The sequence below is a fragment of the Mycobacterium sp. pR1184 genome (genome assembly GCF_041287235.1).
GTDB lineage: Bacteria > Actinomycetota > Actinomycetes > Mycobacteriales > Mycobacteriaceae > Mycobacterium.
In genome coordinates this window covers 270,194-287,961 of the sequence record NZ_JBGGKR010000006.1, presented here as the reverse complement: position 1 = coordinate 287,961, position 17,768 = coordinate 270,194, and the positions used below count along the sequence as shown (strand labels likewise).

Genomic DNA, 17,768 nt, shown 5'->3' with positions numbered 1-17,768 from the left:
GCTCCGGATACTGGTCACGTGAGCGTTCGCATCCGGCGAGTGACGACCACCCGCGCGGGCGGCGTCTCGAAACCGCCCTTCGACACCTTCAACCTCGGCGACCATGTCGGTGACGACCCCGCGGCGGTGGCCGCCAACCGCGCCCGGCTGGCCCGCGCCATCGGCCTGGGCGCCGACCGGGTGGTGTGGATGAATCAGGTCCACGGCGATCGGGTCGAGATCGTCGACGCGCCGCGGGATACCGCCTTCGACGACACCGATGCCTTGGTGACGGGCACGCCAGGACTGGCTTTGGCCGTGGTGACGGCCGACTGTGTGCCGGTACTGCTGGCCGATGCCCGCGCGGGGGTGGTCGCGGCGATCCACGCCGGGCGGGTTGGCGCCCAGCGGGGCGTCGTGCTGCGCACGGTGGAGGTGATGCGCAAGCTGGGCGCCCAGACCGGTGACATCTCGGCGCTGCTCGGTCCGGCCGTCTCCGGGCGTAACTACGAGGTGCCCGCGGCGATGGCCGACGAGGTCGAGGCGGCCCTGCCCGGCAGCCGCGCCACTACCGCGAAAGGCAAGCCAGCCCTGGATCTTCGGGCCGGAATCGCTTGCCAGCTCAAGGATTTGGGCGTCACATCGATCGACATCGATCCCCGTTGCACGGTTGCCGACGCCGCCCTGTTCAGTCATCGCCGAGACGCGCCGACCGGGCGGCTGGCGTCGCTGGTCTGGATGGAGTGACCGCGATGGCGGTTGGAATGGCGGACTCGGCGTCGAGTCAGGGCAACCGTGAAACTGAATTGACTCATGCGTTGGCCGCAGTGCGTTCGCGACTAGCCGCGGCCGCGGAAGCGGCGGGACGCAATGTCGGCGAAATTGAACTTCTTCCAATTACGAAATTCTTTCCGGCAACCGATGTCGCGATTTTGTCTCGATTGGGTTGTCGATCGGTCGGCGAATCGCGGGAACAAGAAGCGGCCGCAAAGGTGGCGGAACTCACTCGCTTGGCTTGCGCATCTGCGACTCCCGGGCGGTCGGATTCGCGAGAGTTGCACTGGCACATGGTGGGACGGATTCAGCGCAAGAAGGCGCGTGCGCTGTCCCGCTGGGCGCACACCGCTCATTCGGTCGACAGCCCGCAACTGGTAACGGCGCTGGAACGGGCGGTGACGGCAACGTTGGCCGAAGGTGGCCGGCAGCACCCGCTGCGCGTCTACGTTCAGGTCAGTCTGGACGGCGACGTCTCGCGCGGCGGGATCGACATCACGACGCCGGGGCCCCTCGACGAGCTCTGTGCGCAGGTCGAGGAGTCGCAAGGCCTGGAGCTGGTCGGTCTGATGGGCATTCCGCCGCTGGGCGCCGACCCCGAGCCGGCCTTTGAGCGGCTGCAATCCGAACACCGCCGGGTGCTGGAAGCGCACCCGAATGCCGTCGGTTTGTCGGCCGGCATGTCCAGCGATTTCGAAATTGCCGTGAAACACGGTTCGACGTGTGTGCGTGTCGGTACCGCGCTATTGGGCCCACGGCGGCTACCGTCACCGTGAGTAGTCACTGTAGTCACACCTTCATCACAGACAACAGAAATCCCAGGGGCTAGAAGGGGTCGCACGCATGAGCACACTGCACAAGGTCAAGGCCTATTTCGGTATGGCCCCGATGGACGACTACGAAGACGAGTATTACGACGACCGCGCACCGTCGCGCGGATTCCCTCGTGCTCGCTTCGACGAGGATTACGGCCGCGGCTATGACCGCCCCGAATACGACGACCCGCGCGGCGAGCCCGCGGACTACGCGCCGGCCGGCTACCGCGGTGGCTACGCCGACGAGCCGCCGCCGTTCCGCGGTCGTGAGTTCGACCGCCCGGAGATGGGGCGCCCCCGATTGGGATCCTTCCTCCGCGGTGGCGGTACCCGTGGTGCCCTGGCCATGGACCCGCGCCGGATGGCGATGATGTTCGAGGACGGCCACCCGCTGTCGAAGATCACGACGCTGCGGCCCAAGGACTACAGCGAGGCCCGCACCATCGGCGAGCGCTTCCGCGACGGCACCCCGGTGATCATGGACCTGGTGTCGATGGACAACGCGGACGCCAAGCGGCTGGTCGACTTCGCGGCAGGACTGGCATTCGCCCTGCGTGGCTCGTTCGACAAGGTGGCGACCAAGGTGTTCCTGCTGTCGCCCGCCGACGTCGACGTCTCGCCGGAGGAGCGCCGCCGGATCGCCGAAACCGGCTTCTACGCTTACCAATAGCCACATCTGCCCCGCGAGAGCGCCGGGTCGGGTGGTTACCACCCGCCTGCCGATGCCGCGCATCTGAGATGTCCGCTCAGGGGTGAGTCGGTACTCTTGCGATGTCCGCGCTATCGCGCGGCGGTTGACGTCTCATCGGTAAGGTCGGGCTCTCGTTGGTGCTGTTCTTTCAGATCCTTGGGTTTGCTCTGTTCATCTTTTGGCTGCTGCTCATCGCTCGGGTCGTCGTCGAGTTCATCCGCTCGTTCAGCCGTGACTGGCATCCCACCGGCATCACCGTGGTGATCCTGGAGATCATCATGTCGATCACGGATCCGCCGGTGAAACTGCTGCGCCGACTGATCCCTCAGCTCACCATCGGAGCGGTCCGCTTCGACCTGTCCATCATGGTCCTTCTGCTGGTCGCGTTCATCGGCATGCAGCTCGCTTTCGGCGCGGCGGCGTGAGCCGCGTTAGGTGCCGGCGGCTCTGAGCGACGGTTCGGCCACGGATCGGACTCGATTTGATGCGCGCGATTTGCAAATTCTAAGGATTGGGATTTTATGACTCTTAGTGTTTGAAATTGGTTCTTATTTATTGGGCTAATCGGCAACCGCCGGGTCTGGTGTGACAGGATGGGCGGCAGTTGCACAACCGCTGCCACTCCGTTCTACACTTTCGAGAACGTTTGACGGGAACTTGAGGGGACGAAACAATGCCGCTTACACCAGCCGACGTCCACAATGTGGCGTTCAGTAAGCCGCCTATTGGCAAGCGCGGTTACAACGAGGACGAGGTCGACGCGTTCCTCGACCTGGTGGAAAACGAGCTGACGCGGCTCATCGAAGAGAACTCCGACCTGCGCCAGCGGGTCGAGGAGCTGGACCGTGAATTGGCCGCCGGTGGCGGCGCCGCTGCTGCCGCCCCTGCCGCCGCGCCCGCCCCTGTCGCCCCTGTTTTCGAACCCGAGCCCGAGCCGGAACCCGTCAAGGCGGCGCCCGCGCCGGCTGCCCCAACCGGGACCAACGAGGAGCAGGCCCTCAAGGCGGCCCGCGTGCTGAGCCTGGCCCAGGACACCGCGGACCGGCTGACCAGCACCGCGCAGGCCGAGTCGGACAAGCTGCTGTCCGACGCTCGCGCCAACGCCGACCAGATCCTGACCGAGGCGCGGCAGACCGCCGAAACCACCGTCACCGAAGCCCGTCAGCGCGCCGATGCGATGCTGGCCGATGCGCAGACTCGCTCCGAGACGCAGTTGCGTCAGGCCCAGGAGAAGGCCGACGCCCTGCAGGCCGACGCCGAACGCAAGCACTCCGAGATCATGGGCACCATCAACCAGCAGCGGACCGTGCTGGAAGGCCGTCTCGAGCAGCTCCGCACCTTCGAACGCGAGTACCGCACCCGCCTCAAGACCTACCTCGAGTCCCAGCTGGAGGAACTCGGCCAGCGCGGATCGGCGGCTCCCGTCGACTCGAGCGCCGATGCCGGTGGGTTCGACCAATTCAATCGGGGTAATAACTAGCCGGGAGTAGTGCCGGACCTCCTGTTCGGCACACTGATGTGCACTGGACCTGGCAGTTCCGCCCGTCGGCTGGAGGATGACCGATGCTGATCATTGCGCTGGTATTGGCCCTGATCGGGCTTGTCGCGCTGGTGTTCGCAGTCGTGACCAGCAACGAGCTGGTCGCGTGGGTGTGTATCGGCGCCAGCGTCCTGGGTGTCGTGCTGCTGATCGTTGACGCGCTGCGGGAACGGCAGCGCCGTGACACGGGTGACGAAGCCCACGATGAGCAACCGGCGGCGGACGAGACAGTCGACTACCCCGAGGAAGTCCCGGACGAGACCGCCGAGCAGCCGGCCGACGAGACGGTCGCGGCCGAGGCCCGCGGCGAGGACCCGGCCAAGTAGCTTCAGCGCGTCGGCGTACTCAGTAGCTGACGCACCTCATCGTCGCTGACCTGGTGGAAGTCGCCGTAGACCTGTCCTACGGCTTCGAATCCCGGTGGCATCGTTGTGCATACGACGTCGTCGGCCACCTGTGCGAGCTCGCGGCAAACCGACTGCGGCCCGACCGGGACGGCGACGACGATGGACTCCGGCCCGGTGGCCCGGATAGCCCGGACGGCGGCCAGCATGCTGGCGCCGGTGGCGATGCCGTCGTCGACCAGGATCACGGTCTTGCCCCGCGGGTCGGCGACGGGCCGGTCACCCCGATACGCGTGCTCGCGTCGTGACAGCTCGGCCGTCTCGCTCTCGATGACCTCGCGCACCTGCTCGTCGGTGATGTGCAGGCTGGAGACCACGTTGTCGTTCATCACCACGCCGCCGCCGCTGGCCAGCGCGCCCATCGCGAGCTCCGACCAGCGCGGCACCCCGAGCTTGCGAACCAGGAACACATCCAGCTCGGCGTGTAGCGCCGAGGCGATCTCCCAGGCGACCGGAAGGCCGCCGCGCGCCAGGCCGAGCACCAGCACGTCGTCCTTGGCGCGGTAAGACGTTAGCTGTTCGGCCAGCACGCGACCGGCTTCGCGGCGGTCCTTGAAGGACCGCGAGGATCGCGACGGCGTGCGGCGCAGAAAGCCGTTCGGTGGATTCATCAGGTGCACACCACCTTACCCGCGCTTTCCGGCTCAATCGAATAGCTTGTGCATCAAAGGGATTGGGCCCATACACTGCTGTCGTGACGTCACTCGAGGTAGATCTGGCGGTTGTCGGTTTCGGCAAGGGCGGCAAGACGCTCGCGGCCGCGCTGGGTAAGCGTGGCTGGCGGGTGGTGATGATCGAGCAGTCGCCGTTGATGTACGGCGGCACCTGCATCAACATCGGTTGCGTCCCTACCAAATCGATGGTGTTCCGCTCGGAGCATCTCGACGCATCCACCACCCATCCCGATGGCTACCGGGAGGCCGTCGCCGCCACCGCAGGGCTAACCGCGTCGTTGCGTGACATCAACTTCGCGACGCTGGACCGCATCGAGACGGTGACGGTGCTGACCGGGCATGCCCAATTCACCGACCCTCATACGCTGAGTGTCAAAACCATTGACGGACAAGCGGTTACAGTGACCGCGAAGTGGATCGTGGTCGGCACCGGGTCGCGGCCGGTGCAGCCGCCGGTTCCCGGGCTCGCCGACGCGCCCGGTGTGTACACCAGTACCGATCTGCTGGGCACGGCCGAACTGCCCAAGCGGCTGACCGTGCTGGGCGGCGGGTATGTCGGTCTGGAGTTTGCGGCGATGTATGCCGCCTACGGCTCGCAGGTCTCGATCCTCGACCGGGGCCCGCGGGTGCTGAGCCGCGAGGACGCCGACGTTGCCGACTGTGCCCGCGACATCCTCGTCGCCCGCGGCATCGACGTCGTCACGTCGGCATCGGTTATCTCGGTGTCCGGCAACGGTTCCGGCGGCTCGACGGTGTCCTATCGGGTCGACGGCGCCGCCCACGAGGTCGAGACCGATGCGATCCTGGTGGCGCTGGGCCGAGAGCCCGTCACCGACGGACTCGGCCTGGACGCCGCGGGTGTCGACACCACGGCCAGGGGCGCCATCGTCGTCGACGACCACCTGCGCAGCAGCCAGCCGCACATTTTCGCCGTGGGCGACGTCAACGGTGGACCGCAATTCACCTACATCTCGCTCGACGACTACCGCGTCGTGCTGGCCCAGCTGGACGGCGACGGCAAACGCAGCACCGCGACGCGGGCGGCCGTGCCCTACGCGCTGTTCATGACGCCTCCGCTGGCCCGGGTCGGCCTGACCGAGCAGGAGGCCCGGCAGACGCACGACGTCAAAGTCGCCAGCATGCGTGTCGCGGACATGGCGACGATGCCGCGTGCGCGGATCGTCGGCGAGGATGCCGGCATGATGAAGGTCGTCGTCGACTCCGGCAGCGACACGATTCTCGGTGCGGCGCTGTTGTCCTACGACTCGCACGAGGTGATCAACACGGTGGCGCTGGCGATGCGGCACGGCATCACCGCCTCGGAGCTGCGGGATTCGATCTACACCCACCCGTCGATGACCGAGGGCTTCAACAGCCTGCTGGCGGCGCTCTAGCCCATGGCTTGTAGGCACAGGACCCGCTGAAGCCCTCCGGTCTCAGCGCACCGGGGCGGCCAATGACGTTGTGTGATCGCGGCTTCGCCGCTGGAGTGTCCGAGGGGGGACTTGGCCACTTACGACACGGGTTCTGACCTGGCGAATCGGTACCTGATCGTCATCCATGCCGGGGTCGACCCACCTCTGACGTCGAGCGGTCGGATTAGGGGTCGAGTTGGGCGGGGGCGAGTCGGCACCCGGCGGCTTGGGCTCCGGCGTGCAGGCGTCGGTCCCAAACGGCGACGATCAGGCCGGGTTCGCCGACTGCCAACGCGCTGGCCAGATGGACAGCGTCGGCTTCGCGCAAGGCATGGGCGCGGGCGAGGCGGCCGGCGTGCTGTTCAACCGTGGCGGTGAGTTCGATTGGGCGGGTGGCGGCCCAGAAGTCCTCCCAGTCACGCTCGGCGTCGGCGAGCTCGGATTCGGTTAGGTCGTGATTGCGGGCTGCTGCAGCGAGTGCGGCGCGGACTTCGGGGTAGGCCAGGCGGCTGGACAATGCGGCGTCGCAGCCGTCCCACAGCGCGGATGCCAGCGAGCTTCCTGTCTCGGTGGTGAGAAGTTTAACGAAGGCGCTGGCGTCGAAGTAGACGAGCGGCACCGGTCAGCGCCGCTGGTCGCTGACCTGGTCAGACACCGGCCGCCGCGGTCGGGGCCGGGACCGTCCCGCAGCGACGGGCCGCTGCGCGGTGGCCCTGGCAATCACGCCTTCGGCCGTGAGACGCTCCAAGGTGCCTGCGCTGTCCAGCGCAGCGAGTCGCGCGACCGGAATCCCGCGGTCGGTGATGACGACCTCATCACCAGCCCGAACTCGATCGAGCCAATCGCTAAGGTGCGCGCGCAACTCGGTCACGGATACCTCCACACCGTGAACTGTACACTCGCTGAACCGTGATTTGTACATGTCACTTCTGAGTGTGGCAACGACGACCTGAGAGATTGACCCGCGCAAGCCGGAGGCGAGGTGGCAACGGGCCGGTACACCGATTCGTCCGCGGTGCTGGCGACGCCGAGACGGTCGATATTATGGTGGCTGGTGGCCTTCCGTCCAAGCTGCATCCGAAGGTGTTGCGGCGGAAGGTGTTTGCCGTCCCCGGTGGGACTTCGGCGCGGCTGGCGTTCGTGGTCAGCTGTATGAAGACGGCAGCGCCTCGGTGTCGGACGCCGGGTCTAGCTTGCAGCAGCGGGCTCTTGAATTCTCTGCGTGAGGTGCTGTGTGCGGTGACTGCCGACGATCGCCTTCATTGGCGTTCTGTTGCCAGCGACCCGATTGAACGACTCTCCCAGTAGTAACAGTTGGCCTGAGTCGCGAAGAACCTCGACATCCCTTGGATCGTATTCGTATGACGGAGCGTGCTTCAAGCTGGTGTAGGCGTCCCAGAACAGTTGGCTCCACATGTCCAGTTGGTGGCATTACCCCGAGACCGTGGCTAAGAGACCGAAATCACAACTACCCGTTTGAAATTCAATAGCCCACAACTGACTAGGAACATAAGGGGTAACCGAGCTTCAACTTGGGTGCGATTGCTGAACAACCGTTTTTACTCAATCGTCACGTCGAGGGGCTCGCCCATCGGGCGGCCAGGAGTCGGTACCCGACTCAAGCGGAATATTCAAGGATCGAAGCAGGATCGAAAAGAGCCGCCAATTGGCGATCGCTCCGACAAGTTCGACCAAAACCGCGTGATCGCCATTGAATGCCTTGTGGCACGCGGCCCAGTTTTCCTCGGCAATGACCCCGTCACGTACCACATCATCGGTCGCCGCCAGGACCGCACGCTCGGCATGGCCCAGACGATTGGAACTCTGCCAGTCACGCACCGCCAGAAGGTCATCCGAAGCCACACCGAGCAGCGTCGCGATTCGCCAATGCTGTGTCCACTCATATACCGACCCCGTTACCCAGCCGATGCGCATGATGATCAATTCGCGTAGCCGGGCGTCGAGCACACCGTTAAATAGCAGCGCCTCAAGCATTCCGTACAGGGCCACTGCGAGGCTCGGCTGGTGAAGTGCCACGCGAAATACTGACAGTTCTGCCATCTCTGCGGGCAGCCCACACTCGGCAGCCCGCAGCCGGGCCTGCTCAAGGTCGAGCATCGGTACGCGTTCCGTTCTCGTCACGTGTGACCTTCCTCTGTTGAAGCTCCGCATGCTGTGAGGGCGTGGGCACGAAGACGTTGTGCAGGGCCGCACTCGATTTGGCATTTTCATCTGCAAGCGAACTGAGCAGCGGCGCGAGACCAGCGAATCCGGTTGATTCTCTTGTGATCCGGTCGAACGGCCAGCGGCGCGTGGCCAGAATCTCGAGGGCTGCCCGGTAGGCGGGATACTCCACGCCGAGTGCACCGGCGATGTGTAATTCCTTATACACCAGCGTGTCTGGTTCAAAGCCGGGCGCGCCGCCTCCGCCGCGGGTGCCAGCAACCACGACCCTGCCGCCAGGCCTGGCAAGGGCGACGGCGTCGGCGAACGCGGAGGGTGCTTTGGCGGTGACATCGATGACCACGTCGGCAAGCTGTCCGCCTGTCTCACGCTGGAGCGCTGTCACTGCATCGTCCTGCGATACGTCGATGGGCAGGTCGACACCGAATGATCTGGCTATGGCCAGTCGCTGATCGTCGCGTGGACCGATGCCGGTCATCGCGACGAAAGCGGCTCCCGCCTCTTTCGCCGCCACCGCCGCGCAGATCCCGCGGATGCCCGGTCCCAGTATCGCTACGATACCCCCCGCCTTGGTGTCGGGAAGAGTTTTCCCCCATTGGATACCGGCCCCGAGAGGGTTGAACAACGTGGCGAGAACGGGGTCCATGTCTTCGGCAATCGGGAGTAGCATCGCGTCCCACGGAAGCTCCACATGGGTGGCGTATCCGCCCCATAACCCGGCGCCGATCTCCACGTCGACGAACCCGAACATGGTGGCGATGCCGTTCACCGCACATCGCCGGTATTCGCCGCGGCGACACTCCGGGCAGTCTCGGCAGGACCGGAACACCTCGACGGCCACGCGCTGGCCGGCCCGGACGCACCAGCGTTCGCTGGCCGCATTGCCGACATGTTCGACGATGCCGACGATTTCGTGACCTGGAACGAATGAGAAGCCGGCAGGCAGGTGTCCGGTGAATTGTTCGTGATCTGTACCGCATAGACCACATGCTTCAACTCGCAGGATCGCACCGCGGTCACCGACGTCGGGGATGGTCATCTGGCGCCGCTCCAGATTCCGCGGTCCGGTCAACACCATGGCCTCGGCGATCATGGAAGCTCGAATCCCGTGGACGACCCTGTGTTTCGGAGGCAAACCGTTCTGCCAACGTACATCTCGCCCGCCATCGCCTCGGCAATCTGCGGATCGTCGCTGCGTGCGACGACTCTTCGCCCGTCGGACAGGTGCGCGATGGTCGGTGTCCATCGAGGTCGCCCGTCTCGGTCGTATTCGACCGTGTACCCGTCCACTGTCGCGCGACCGGTCGCCTCGTCGACGCCTGCGACGGCCAGCCGCGATGAATCGATCGGAGTTTGTTCGTCTGCCGTGTCGATCAGTCGCCACCCGGTTGGTGGAGGGGTGGCCGACCACACACCGACCGAATGTTTCGTCGAATACCAACCGAGGCCGGTGACGACGTCGTCCCCGCGATGGGTGACTTCGCCTACGCCGACCGCCACCGGAGTACGCGCTTCTACCGACAATCGATCACTCGCTCAGGGCCACGGGCTGTTGTGAGACACGAATGCGATGGTGTCATATCTGCAGTCAAGCCACAATGGTGTGCGCCCGCGGCATACTGGCTGTTGTGTCGACGAAGTTGGTGCGATGGGGTGCCGCCGCGCCGTCAGATCGTGATTCCGCTCGCGACCGATTGCTAGATGCTGCCGAGCGGTGCCTAGAGAGTTGCGGCGTGGTAGGCACGACCATGGAGGACATCGGCAGAACAGCGGGTGTCTCCAGGGCAACGGTGTATCGCTACTTCCCTAATCGGGAGGCGGTGATGTCGGGCGTCATCATTCGCGCCGCCGAGCGCTATCTCGATCGCATCAACCCCCGGATCGCGGAGCACACCGATCTGGGCTCCGCTCTCGTCGATTTCGTGGAATACACAGTTGAGGCCGCGCGCCGCGAAGAGATCATCGGATTGTTGTTCGGCAGCGACGAGGAACTCGCCGGCGTTGGCCTCGCGGCGGGGACCTCGACGTCACTCTTCGAACTCGTCACCGAGTTTCTCCGTCCCATCTTCAGGAGACACTGGAGTTACGTAGAACCGGGCGTCTCCGTCGACGACGCCGCCGAGTGGGTTCTCCGCACGATACTGAGCCTGCTGACTGTTCGAGGACCGCGGGAGCGCAGTCGTGACGGGCTCCGGACATTTCTTTCAAGGTTTCTCCTTCCCGCAATCCTGGCGAGCGACCATTGTCGACCGATGTGACAGACAAGGCGTAATGTCTCAACCACAGCTGAGGTAGGAGGCCGGACATGTCTGTGCAGTTCACCGCGTTCAACCAGCAGGTCGCTGAACAACTGCAGAGCGCAGCAGAAACCACGGGCGGGCTGGCCGGTTACCTCGGCTTCCGGCACACTGAATTCACTGCTGGACGGCTCGTCGCGGAGATGGACGCACGCGACGACCTGAAGACGCCTTTCGGCAACTTGCATGGCGGCTGCTTGTCGGCCATGGTCGACCATTGCCTTGGAGTGGTGTTTTATCCCGTGATTCCGATGGGATCCTGGGTCGCGACGACGGAGTTCAAACTGAATTTGCTTCGTCCAGTCTCCAGCGGAACCTGTGTAGCCACGGCTGAGATCATCTCGCTGGGCAGAACCAGCGGTGTGGCACGTATCGACATCTGCAACGACGGCAGAGCGGTGTGTGCGGCGCAGGGCACCGTCACCGTCGTCGCACCGAAGGCCATCTCTTGATGTCTGCAAACAGAGCACATGATTCGTCCGCTCCTGTCGTCGAGCGCGTGCCCACGGTGGATGGGCTCTCGCTGGCGGTCGACTTCTACCGCTGTGACGGACCGCGGGCGGTCGTGTTGCTCCTTCACGGCGGTGGTCAGAGCCGGCACGCCTGGGATGTCACCGCCCAACGATTGCATCAGCGGGGCTACACCGTTGCCGCCTACGACGCAAGGGGACATGGTGACAGCGACTGGGATCCAGACGGACGCTATGACATCGAACGGCTGGGGTCCGACCTGTTGGCCGTGCGCGCGTACGCCGGCTCCGCCCGCCCAGTTGCCGCGATCGGGGCATCGTTGGGCGGTTTGACCATCCTCGGCACGCACTTGCTCGCCCCATCGGAGCTATGGCAGGCCGTCGTCCTGGTTGACATCACTCCGCGAATGCAGATGCACGGCGCCCGCCGAGTCCTATCGTTCATGTCGGCCCATCCCGAAGGTTTCGACAGCCTAGAGTCGGCCGCTGACGTGATCGCCGCCTACAACCCGCACCGCCCTCGCCCCGAAAACGTCGACGGCCTTCAAAAAGTCCTCCGCCGACGTGGAGACGGTCGCTGGGCCTGGCGATGGGATCCGGCGTTTGCGACGTCGAATTTTCAGTTCCTGCAGAGTGATTCAGACGACGGCGCAGAGGAGTTCGAGATGATGAGCGCATTCCTTGTCGATGGCGCGCGACAGGTGTCCGCGCCGGCGCTGCTGGTCCGCGGCCTGCTGTCGGACATAGTCTCCGAAGAGACAGTGAAGGATTTCCTCACCTTGGTTCCCCACGCGCAAACCGTTGACGTGTCGGGCGCGGGCCACATGGTTGCTGGCGACAACAACGACGCATTCTCGACGGCGGTCGTCGACTTTCTCGACCGTACCGTTTGACGCCAGTCGTCGGGCTGCGCGGGAGATCCCAGTTCGCCACCTATTCTGCTCGTATGCCAACTGATTCGGCGCGGATGTCGTTTCGCCGACATATCCGCGAGCAGGTCTTGAGGGCGACACGGGAACTCACCATTGAGAAGGGCTGGGAACAAGTCCGAGTGAGTGAGGTCGCCGAACTTGTCGGCGTCTCCCGACCGACGCTATACAAGGAGTTCGGCGATAAGCAGGGACTTGGTGACGCGCTCGTGGTGGCCGAGGGTCAGCGCTTCCTGGAGGGTATCCACGCCATCCTCGCCGAACACACCGGCGACGTTCAGGGCGGCATCACCGCAGCGGTGCGGTTCACCCTGCGTGAAGCAGAAGCCAGTCCGCTCCTGAAGTCGGTGCTGACGTCCAGCCACTCAGGGGATGATCGCGCCGGTGCGCCGACGACGGGCGTTCTTCCTCTCCTGCCGACATCGGCGTCCCTGCTCCAGCTCTCCTCCGCGGCTTTGGTCGCGTGGTTTCACGACCACTTCGCCGATCTCGACTCCGAAGACGTCGAGGAGGTCGCAGACGTTCTGGTGCGGCTCACCGTGAGTCACGTCGTCCTTCCCTCCGCGGACATCGCCACCACGGGTGCGCGGATCTCGCGGGTGGCGCTCCGCTACCTCGGCGTTGGCTATAGATAGCTGTGACTTGAGCGGTCTTAGCCTCGATCCACTGACAATGGACTGTTTGTCGGGGTGTCGGGATAAGGAAAGTGCGTTCTGAGCTGGGAAGATTGATATTGTTCAGGCAACAATCGGTCCAGTTCGAGAACGGCACTTCCGGCGCGAGTGTCCCACACGTTCACCCCGCGGTCCGATGTGTTCGATGAGGACATCTGGTGTCGTGCGCGGGCCTGGTGCCGGTGATGGCGCTGGCTGAGCAGGCAGGCCTATCGGAGTTGTTGGCCAACAAGATTCACATCGCAGCTCCCAGGGTCAAGTCGAGGTCGGCCAATCCGGCTCCGAAACTGGCCACCCTGATCGCGAGCATGTACGCGGGCGCGGATTACATCGATGATGTCGACCTGGTCCGCGCTGGCGGCATAAAAACCCTTTTTCCGCCGGGTGTATCCCCCGTCAACGATGGGAACGCTGTTGCGGGAGTTCACTTTCGGTTATGCCCGCCAATTGGATTCGGTGCTGGCCGAGCATCTGGCCGGCTTGTGTGACCGGGTGAATCTGCTGCCCGGCGCGCAGGCTCGGGCCTTCATCGAACACCCGGGGAGAGGCGACGCTGCAGAAAGACGCCGCAAAGGTCGGGATCTCCGGACCCGCCGGGACAGCTCAATGTGGTGAGAGCCGAAACTCGCTCGGAGAGCGGCCGGTCCATCGCTTGAAGGCGTGTGAGAAGTTGGCGAGGTCGCTGTATCCGAGATCCGTGGCGATCTCACTCACCGATAGGGATCGGTCGAGTAGCTGCAGCATCGCGCGCTCGCGCAGGAATGCTTGGCGCAACTCGCGAAAGGTGGTCTCCTCTTCGGAGAGGCGCCGCTTGAGTGTGCTGGTGGACATCGACAGCTCATGTGCGAACCAATGTTTACTTCGGCGTCCGGGCTCCTTCTGCAGCAGCCGTCTCACCTTCTCCGAGAACGACGTGGTTTCGCTCCGCTGGTCGAGAGTTCGCTGCAGATCGACGATGGCGAGTCGGTATGCGACGGGATCGGAGAACCGGCACACCTCGTTGAGCGTGTCCGCGGGAACATGGAGGAAGGACATCGGAGCGTCGAAGAACAGGCGCCCGGCGGTAAGGTCGTCCTCGCGATCTTTCAAGGCGGCGGGCGCTGGCCAACTCAAGTGGAGTGTGAGGGTCGGCGCCGCACGGACGAGCATGTCCAGCAGTCGCAACAACGCCAACCCGGCGTACGTGACGGCGAGGCAGTCCAGGGCACGATCGCTGGTGTGTCCCCAGAGCCCGACGGTGAGGCCTTGGTCATCTGGATGAAACTGTGCTTTGACAGCCGTCGTGATCAACGGCAGATAAGTCAGCAGCTCTACGATCTCGGCCACTGAGCCCGCGCTGACCAGCGGAACACTCAGCGGGCCGAAGGACGTCAACTGTGCCTGTTCGGCTAACGCAAATCCGAGCAGCGTTGCCTGATCGATGTCTAGACCGGGGTACGCCTCACGAAACCACCGTAACGGGGCCTGGATATCACGCTGAATCAGCGTCGCCTCGTCGGTTCCTTCGCGAGCCATGATGTTGCGAAGCCGCGCGACGGCGTCTGGGTCAAACGCCGGGCTCTCGAGCATTTGCACGAATGCGAGTGGGGGCACACCCGCGTCATTGGGGTTCACTGACCATGGCCCCTTTGAGCCGAAATCACAAGTTTCTGACTCCGGCGAACATAGCCGCAGCGCTCATCTGGCGCAAGACTTGTGTCAAGTAACTGAGGACACGCAAGGAGCCTGGCTATGGCAGTTGTCACATTTGTCTCCCACGGCGGCGAGAAGTATGAGGCGCCTCTCGAGGAAGGTCAGTCACTGATGCGGGTCGCGACCAACAATGCGGTGCCCGGCATCGACGGCGACTGCGGAGGCGAAGCCGCGTGCGGCACCTGCCATGTGATCGTCGATCCGCAATGGTCCGATCGGGTCGGCCTCTCCGGGGCCAATGAAGAGGAGATGCTCGCGATGAACCCCGAGCGTCAGCCGACCTCCCGGCTGTCCTGCCAGATGCAGGTCTCTGAGGCGTGGGACGGTTTGATCGTCCATCTGCCCGAGTTCCAACTGTGATGACGAAAGAGAGGTGAGACGTGAGCAATATTCGCGAGGCAGTCACTGCCAAGGCTCAGGCAACAATTCCGATGGACCGAATAATCCAGGGCGCCCACCTCTACGACAGAACGCGGCGCTGGGTCACCGGCACCAACGGTGAAAAAATCTTCATCGAGCGACCGATCCCGCCGGCTGACGAGGTTGAACTGACCGACATCGACCTTAGCAATCCTTTCCTCTATCGTCAGGGTCGCTGGAAGTCCTATTACGAGCGCCTACGCAACGAGGCTCCCGTGCACTATCAGGCCCACAGCGCGTTCGGCCCGTTCTGGTCGGTGACGCGGCATGCCGACATCGTGGCCGTCGACAAGAACCACGAGGTCTTCTCCTCCGAGCCGTTCATCGTCATCGGGAGCCCGCCGCGCTTCCTCGACATTGCGATGTTCATCGCGATGGACCCCCCAAAACACGACCGGCAACGGCAGGCTGTCCAGGGTGTGGTCGCACCGAAGAACCTGCGTGAGATGGAGGGCCTCATCCGCGAGCGGGTGGTAGACGTGCTCGACGCTCTGCCGCTTGGCGAACCGTTCAACTGGGTGCAGCACGTCTCGATCGAGCTAACCGCGCGCATGCTGGCCACGCTGCTGGACTTCCCGTTCGAGCAGCGGCGCAAGCTCGTCCAATGGTCCGATCTCGCCACCTCCATGGAGCAAGCCAACGGTGGGCCCTCGGACAACGACGAGATATTTCGCGGCATGGTCGATATGGCTAGAGGTCTCAGCGCTCACTGGCGGGACAAGGCAGCCCGGACAGCTGCCGGAGAGCTGCCCGGCTTCGATCTGATCACCATGTTGCAGAGCGACGAGAGCACCAAGGACCTGATCGATCGCCCGATGGAGTTCTTGGGCAACTTGGTATTGCTGATCGTGGGTGGCAACGATACGACCCGCAATTCCATGAGCGGTGGTGTTCTGGCGCTGAACGAGTTCCCTGACCAGTTTGAGAAGCTGAAGGCGAACCCCGAGCTGATCCCCAACATGGTCTCGGAGATCATCCGGTGGCAAACCCCGCTCGCGCATATGCGCCGGATCGCCAAGGCCGACACTGTGCTCAACGGGCAGTTCATCCGCAAGGGCGACAAGGTCCTGATGTGGTACGCCTCGGGCAACCGCGACGAGCGCGTGTTCGATCGGCCCGATGACCTGATTATCGATCGGGCCAACGCCCGTAACCACATCTCCTTCGGTTTCGGCGTGCACCGCTGTATGGGTAACCGGCTGGCCGAGATGCAGTTGCGGATCCTGTGGGAGGAGCTGCTTCCGCGGTTCGAGAACATCGAGGTCGTCGGTGAGCCCGAGTACGTGCAGTCCAACTTCGTGAGGGGGATCAGTAAGCTGATGGTCCGCCTCACCCCGAAAGGTGGCGCATGACCGTGCAGCGAGCGGTCATCGCGGGGGCCAGCCACGCGGGCACCCAGCTCGCCGCCAGTCTTCGCCGAGAAGGGTGGGACGGCGAAATCGTCCTCGTCGGCGATGAGTCGGCGTTGCCCTACCAGCGGCCCCCGCTGTCCAAGTCGTACCTGGCCGACAAATGCGAACTGGCCGAACTCGCGATCCGCAACTCGGATTTCTACGCCAAGCAGCGGATCCGACTCCTGGATGCGACGGTGGCGGCGGTCGACCGCTCGGCTGGTCATGTCGTGCTGAGTACCGGCGACGCACTGCCCTACGACAAGCTCGCGCTGTGCACTGGCGCCCGGCCTCGTCGGCTCCCCACCCCGGGAGCGGACCTGGCCGGAGTCTTCTACCTACGCACCGCCGCGGACGGCGAGATGATCCGAGAGGCCGCCGGCCCCGGGCGTCGGGCGGTGATCGTCGGCGGCGGCTACATCGGACTGGAGACAGCCGCCTCGTTGCGTGCACTGGGTCTGGAGGTCACCCTGCTCGAGGCGACCGGGCGCGTCCTTGAACGGGTCACCGCCCCGGAGGTATCGGAGTTCTTCGACCGGATCCACCGGGAGGAGGGCGTCAACATCCGGACGGGCACGCTGGTCGAGGCTCTGTCCGGCGACGGCAGGGTCCGCGAAGTAATCCTGGCCGGTGGCGAATCAATTCCCGCCGACCTCGTCATTGTCGGCATCGGCGTGGAGCCGAACACCGAGCTCGCCGCCACCGCGGGCCTGGTCGTCGACAACGGCGTCGTGATCGACGATCAGGCCCGGACTAGCGACCCCGACATCGTGGCCGCCGGGGACTGCGCCAGCCACGACATGGCCCGTTACGGCCGTCGCATCCGCCTGGAGTCCGTGCCGAGCGCGGCCGAGCAGGCCAAGGTCGCCGCCGCGACCGTCTGTGGGAAGTCCAAGAAGATAGCGGCCCTTCCATGGTTCTGGTCAGATCAATACGACCTCAAGCTCCAGATCGCCGGTCTCAACACCGGGTACGACGAGGTCGTCCTCAGCGGCGACCCGACCCGGGAGCGCGACTTCACCTGCTTCTACCTCCGTGCCGGCGAGCTTCTTGCCGCCGACTGCATCAACCGTCCCCGCGACTTCATGTTCAGCAAGCGGGTCATCACGCAGCAAGTCGCCGTCGAACGGGCCGAACTGGTGCTCGCCGGCTCGGACTGAGGTGCCGGCGGTGCGTAGGCGGTGGGAACGACGACGGCGGATGCGACGCGTGTCTTGGAGAGGTACTTCAGTGACAATTGCCATCCAGCCCCGCTGGCAAAGGAACGCTAGCGGCTGCCCGGCGGTCGCCTTGGCGCAGCGCATCAGGACCTAGTGGGGTTTCCCAACGAGCATGACGATTCTTTCCGGAGGAGCAGCGTCAGAAGTCGGTGCCTGTTCTGTTCTGTTCTGTTCTGACAATGAGGTTAGTTGAGGTTGA

At 64.4% G+C, this 17,768-nt stretch carries 18 protein-coding genes and 4 pseudogenes; 15 read left to right on the top strand and 7 right to left on the bottom strand.

Going from position 1 to position 17,768, the window contains the following annotated elements:
• Window positions 1-18: 18 nt before the first annotated feature.
• From pgeF to ACAG21_RS13370, 6 genes are all read left to right on the top strand, one after another.
• Window positions 19-726, top strand: a complete 708-nt coding sequence (pgeF, locus tag ACAG21_RS13395) for a peptidoglycan editing factor PgeF (protein ID WP_370496560.1) — start codon at window positions 19-21, stop codon at window positions 724-726.
• A gap of 17 nt (window positions 727-743) precedes the next feature.
• Complete coding sequence (locus ACAG21_RS13390; RefSeq protein WP_370496643.1) at window positions 744-1,529, top strand: YggS family pyridoxal phosphate-dependent enzyme; 786 nt, start codon at window positions 744-746, stop codon at window positions 1,527-1,529.
• A gap of 67 nt (window positions 1,530-1,596) precedes the next feature.
• Window positions 1,597-2,238, top strand: a complete 642-nt coding sequence (locus ACAG21_RS13385) for a cell division protein SepF (RefSeq protein WP_096288561.1) — start codon at window positions 1,597-1,599, stop codon at window positions 2,236-2,238.
• A 155-nt stretch (window positions 2,239-2,393) separates the two neighbouring features.
• Window positions 2,394-2,684: a YggT family protein gene (locus ACAG21_RS13380; RefSeq protein ID WP_007170773.1), complete on the top strand. Its 291-nt coding sequence runs from the start codon at window positions 2,394-2,396 to the stop codon at window positions 2,682-2,684.
• 248 nt (window positions 2,685-2,932) lie between these two features.
• Window positions 2,933-3,739 (top strand): DivIVA domain-containing protein, encoded by an 807-nt coding sequence (locus ACAG21_RS13375; protein WP_370496559.1) that lies wholly within the window; start codon window positions 2,933-2,935, stop codon window positions 3,737-3,739.
• 83 nt (window positions 3,740-3,822) lie between these two features.
• Window positions 3,823-4,125 (top strand): hypothetical protein, encoded by a 303-nt coding sequence (locus ACAG21_RS13370; protein ID WP_370496557.1) that lies wholly within the window; start codon window positions 3,823-3,825, stop codon window positions 4,123-4,125.
• 2 nt (window positions 4,126-4,127) lie between these two features.
• Here the strand turns inward: ACAG21_RS13370 and ACAG21_RS13365 are convergent.
• Window positions 4,128-4,814, bottom strand: a pseudogene (locus tag ACAG21_RS13365) (phosphoribosyltransferase); the annotation flags it as partial.
• Window positions 4,815-4,897: 83 nt separating this feature from the next.
• Between ACAG21_RS13365 and ACAG21_RS13360 the strand changes: the two are divergent.
• Entirely contained in the window at window positions 4,898-6,271 is a 1,374-nt protein-coding gene (locus ACAG21_RS13360; RefSeq protein ID WP_370496556.1) for an FAD-dependent oxidoreductase, read from the top strand.
• A gap of 205 nt (window positions 6,272-6,476) precedes the next feature.
• Here ACAG21_RS13360 and ACAG21_RS13355 read toward each other — a convergent pair whose 3' ends face one another.
• The 5 genes and pseudogenes from ACAG21_RS13355 to ACAG21_RS13335 form a co-directional block, all read right to left on the bottom strand.
• A complete protein-coding gene (locus ACAG21_RS13355; protein ID WP_012394840.1) occupies window positions 6,477-6,911 on the bottom strand; it encodes a type II toxin-antitoxin system VapC family toxin in 435 nt (144 codons plus the stop codon).
• 3 nt (window positions 6,912-6,914) lie between these two features.
• Window positions 6,915-7,369: pseudogene (locus tag ACAG21_RS13350) on the bottom strand (type II toxin-antitoxin system Phd/YefM family antitoxin).
• Between the two features lie 486 nt (window positions 7,370-7,855).
• Window positions 7,856-8,434 (bottom strand): carboxymuconolactone decarboxylase family protein, encoded by a 579-nt coding sequence (locus ACAG21_RS13345; RefSeq protein ID WP_012394838.1) that lies wholly within the window; start codon window positions 8,432-8,434, stop codon window positions 7,856-7,858.
• A complete protein-coding gene (locus ACAG21_RS13340) occupies window positions 8,397-9,569 on the bottom strand; it encodes a zinc-binding dehydrogenase (RefSeq protein ID WP_012394837.1) in 1,173 nt (390 codons plus the stop codon). The genes ACAG21_RS13345 and ACAG21_RS13340 overlap by 38 nt, the downstream gene beginning before the upstream one ends.
• A pseudogene (locus ACAG21_RS13335) lies at window positions 9,566-9,934 on the bottom strand (hypothetical protein); the annotation flags it as partial. The pseudogene ACAG21_RS13335 and the gene ACAG21_RS13340, both read right to left, overlap by 4 nt.
• A gap of 275 nt (window positions 9,935-10,209) precedes the next feature.
• Here ACAG21_RS13335 and ACAG21_RS13330 point away from each other — a divergent pair.
• From ACAG21_RS13330 to ACAG21_RS13310, 5 genes and pseudogenes are all read left to right on the top strand, one after another.
• Window positions 10,210-10,734 carry a TetR/AcrR family transcriptional regulator gene (locus tag ACAG21_RS13330; RefSeq protein ID WP_008256180.1) on the top strand — a complete coding sequence of 175 codons (525 nt, stop codon included), beginning with the start codon at window positions 10,210-10,212 and terminating at the stop codon, window positions 10,732-10,734.
• Window positions 10,735-10,787: 53 nt separating this feature from the next.
• Window positions 10,788-11,225 carry a PaaI family thioesterase gene (locus tag ACAG21_RS13325; RefSeq protein WP_041325313.1) on the top strand — a complete coding sequence of 146 codons (438 nt, stop codon included), beginning with the start codon at window positions 10,788-10,790 and terminating at the stop codon, window positions 11,223-11,225.
• Window positions 11,225-12,136: an alpha/beta fold hydrolase gene (locus ACAG21_RS13320; protein WP_012394833.1), complete on the top strand. Its 912-nt coding sequence runs from the start codon at window positions 11,225-11,227 to the stop codon at window positions 12,134-12,136. The genes ACAG21_RS13325 and ACAG21_RS13320 overlap by 1 nt, the downstream gene beginning before the upstream one ends.
• A gap of 92 nt (window positions 12,137-12,228) precedes the next feature.
• Entirely contained in the window at window positions 12,229-12,807 is a 579-nt protein-coding gene (locus ACAG21_RS13315; RefSeq protein WP_172827193.1) for a TetR/AcrR family transcriptional regulator, read from the top strand.
• 147 nt (window positions 12,808-12,954) lie between these two features.
• Window positions 12,955-13,380 (top strand): annotated as a pseudogene (locus tag ACAG21_RS13310) (IS1380 family transposase); the annotation flags it as partial.
• Window positions 13,381-13,449: 69 nt separating this feature from the next.
• Here the strand turns inward: ACAG21_RS13310 and ACAG21_RS13305 are convergent.
• Entirely contained in the window at window positions 13,450-14,415 is a 966-nt protein-coding gene (locus tag ACAG21_RS13305) for a helix-turn-helix transcriptional regulator (protein ID WP_046188922.1), read from the bottom strand.
• A gap of 162 nt (window positions 14,416-14,577) precedes the next feature.
• On the opposite strand from ACAG21_RS13305, the gene ACAG21_RS13300 reads away from it, so the two are divergent.
• The 3 genes from ACAG21_RS13300 (at window position 14,578) to ACAG21_RS13290 (ending at window position 17,509) form a co-directional block, all read left to right on the top strand.
• Complete coding sequence (locus ACAG21_RS13300; protein ID WP_012394830.1) at window positions 14,578-14,898, top strand: 2Fe-2S iron-sulfur cluster-binding protein; 321 nt, start codon at window positions 14,578-14,580, stop codon at window positions 14,896-14,898.
• Window positions 14,899-14,969: 71 nt separating this feature from the next.
• Window positions 14,970-16,310: a cytochrome P450 gene (locus tag ACAG21_RS13295; protein WP_046188902.1), complete on the top strand. Its 1,341-nt coding sequence runs from the start codon at window positions 14,970-14,972 to the stop codon at window positions 16,308-16,310.
• Window positions 16,307-17,509, top strand: a complete 1,203-nt coding sequence (locus ACAG21_RS13290) for an NAD(P)/FAD-dependent oxidoreductase (RefSeq protein WP_012394828.1) — start codon at window positions 16,307-16,309, stop codon at window positions 17,507-17,509. The genes ACAG21_RS13295 and ACAG21_RS13290 overlap by 4 nt, the downstream gene beginning before the upstream one ends.
• The last annotated feature ends 259 nt before the right edge of the window (window positions 17,510-17,768 follow it).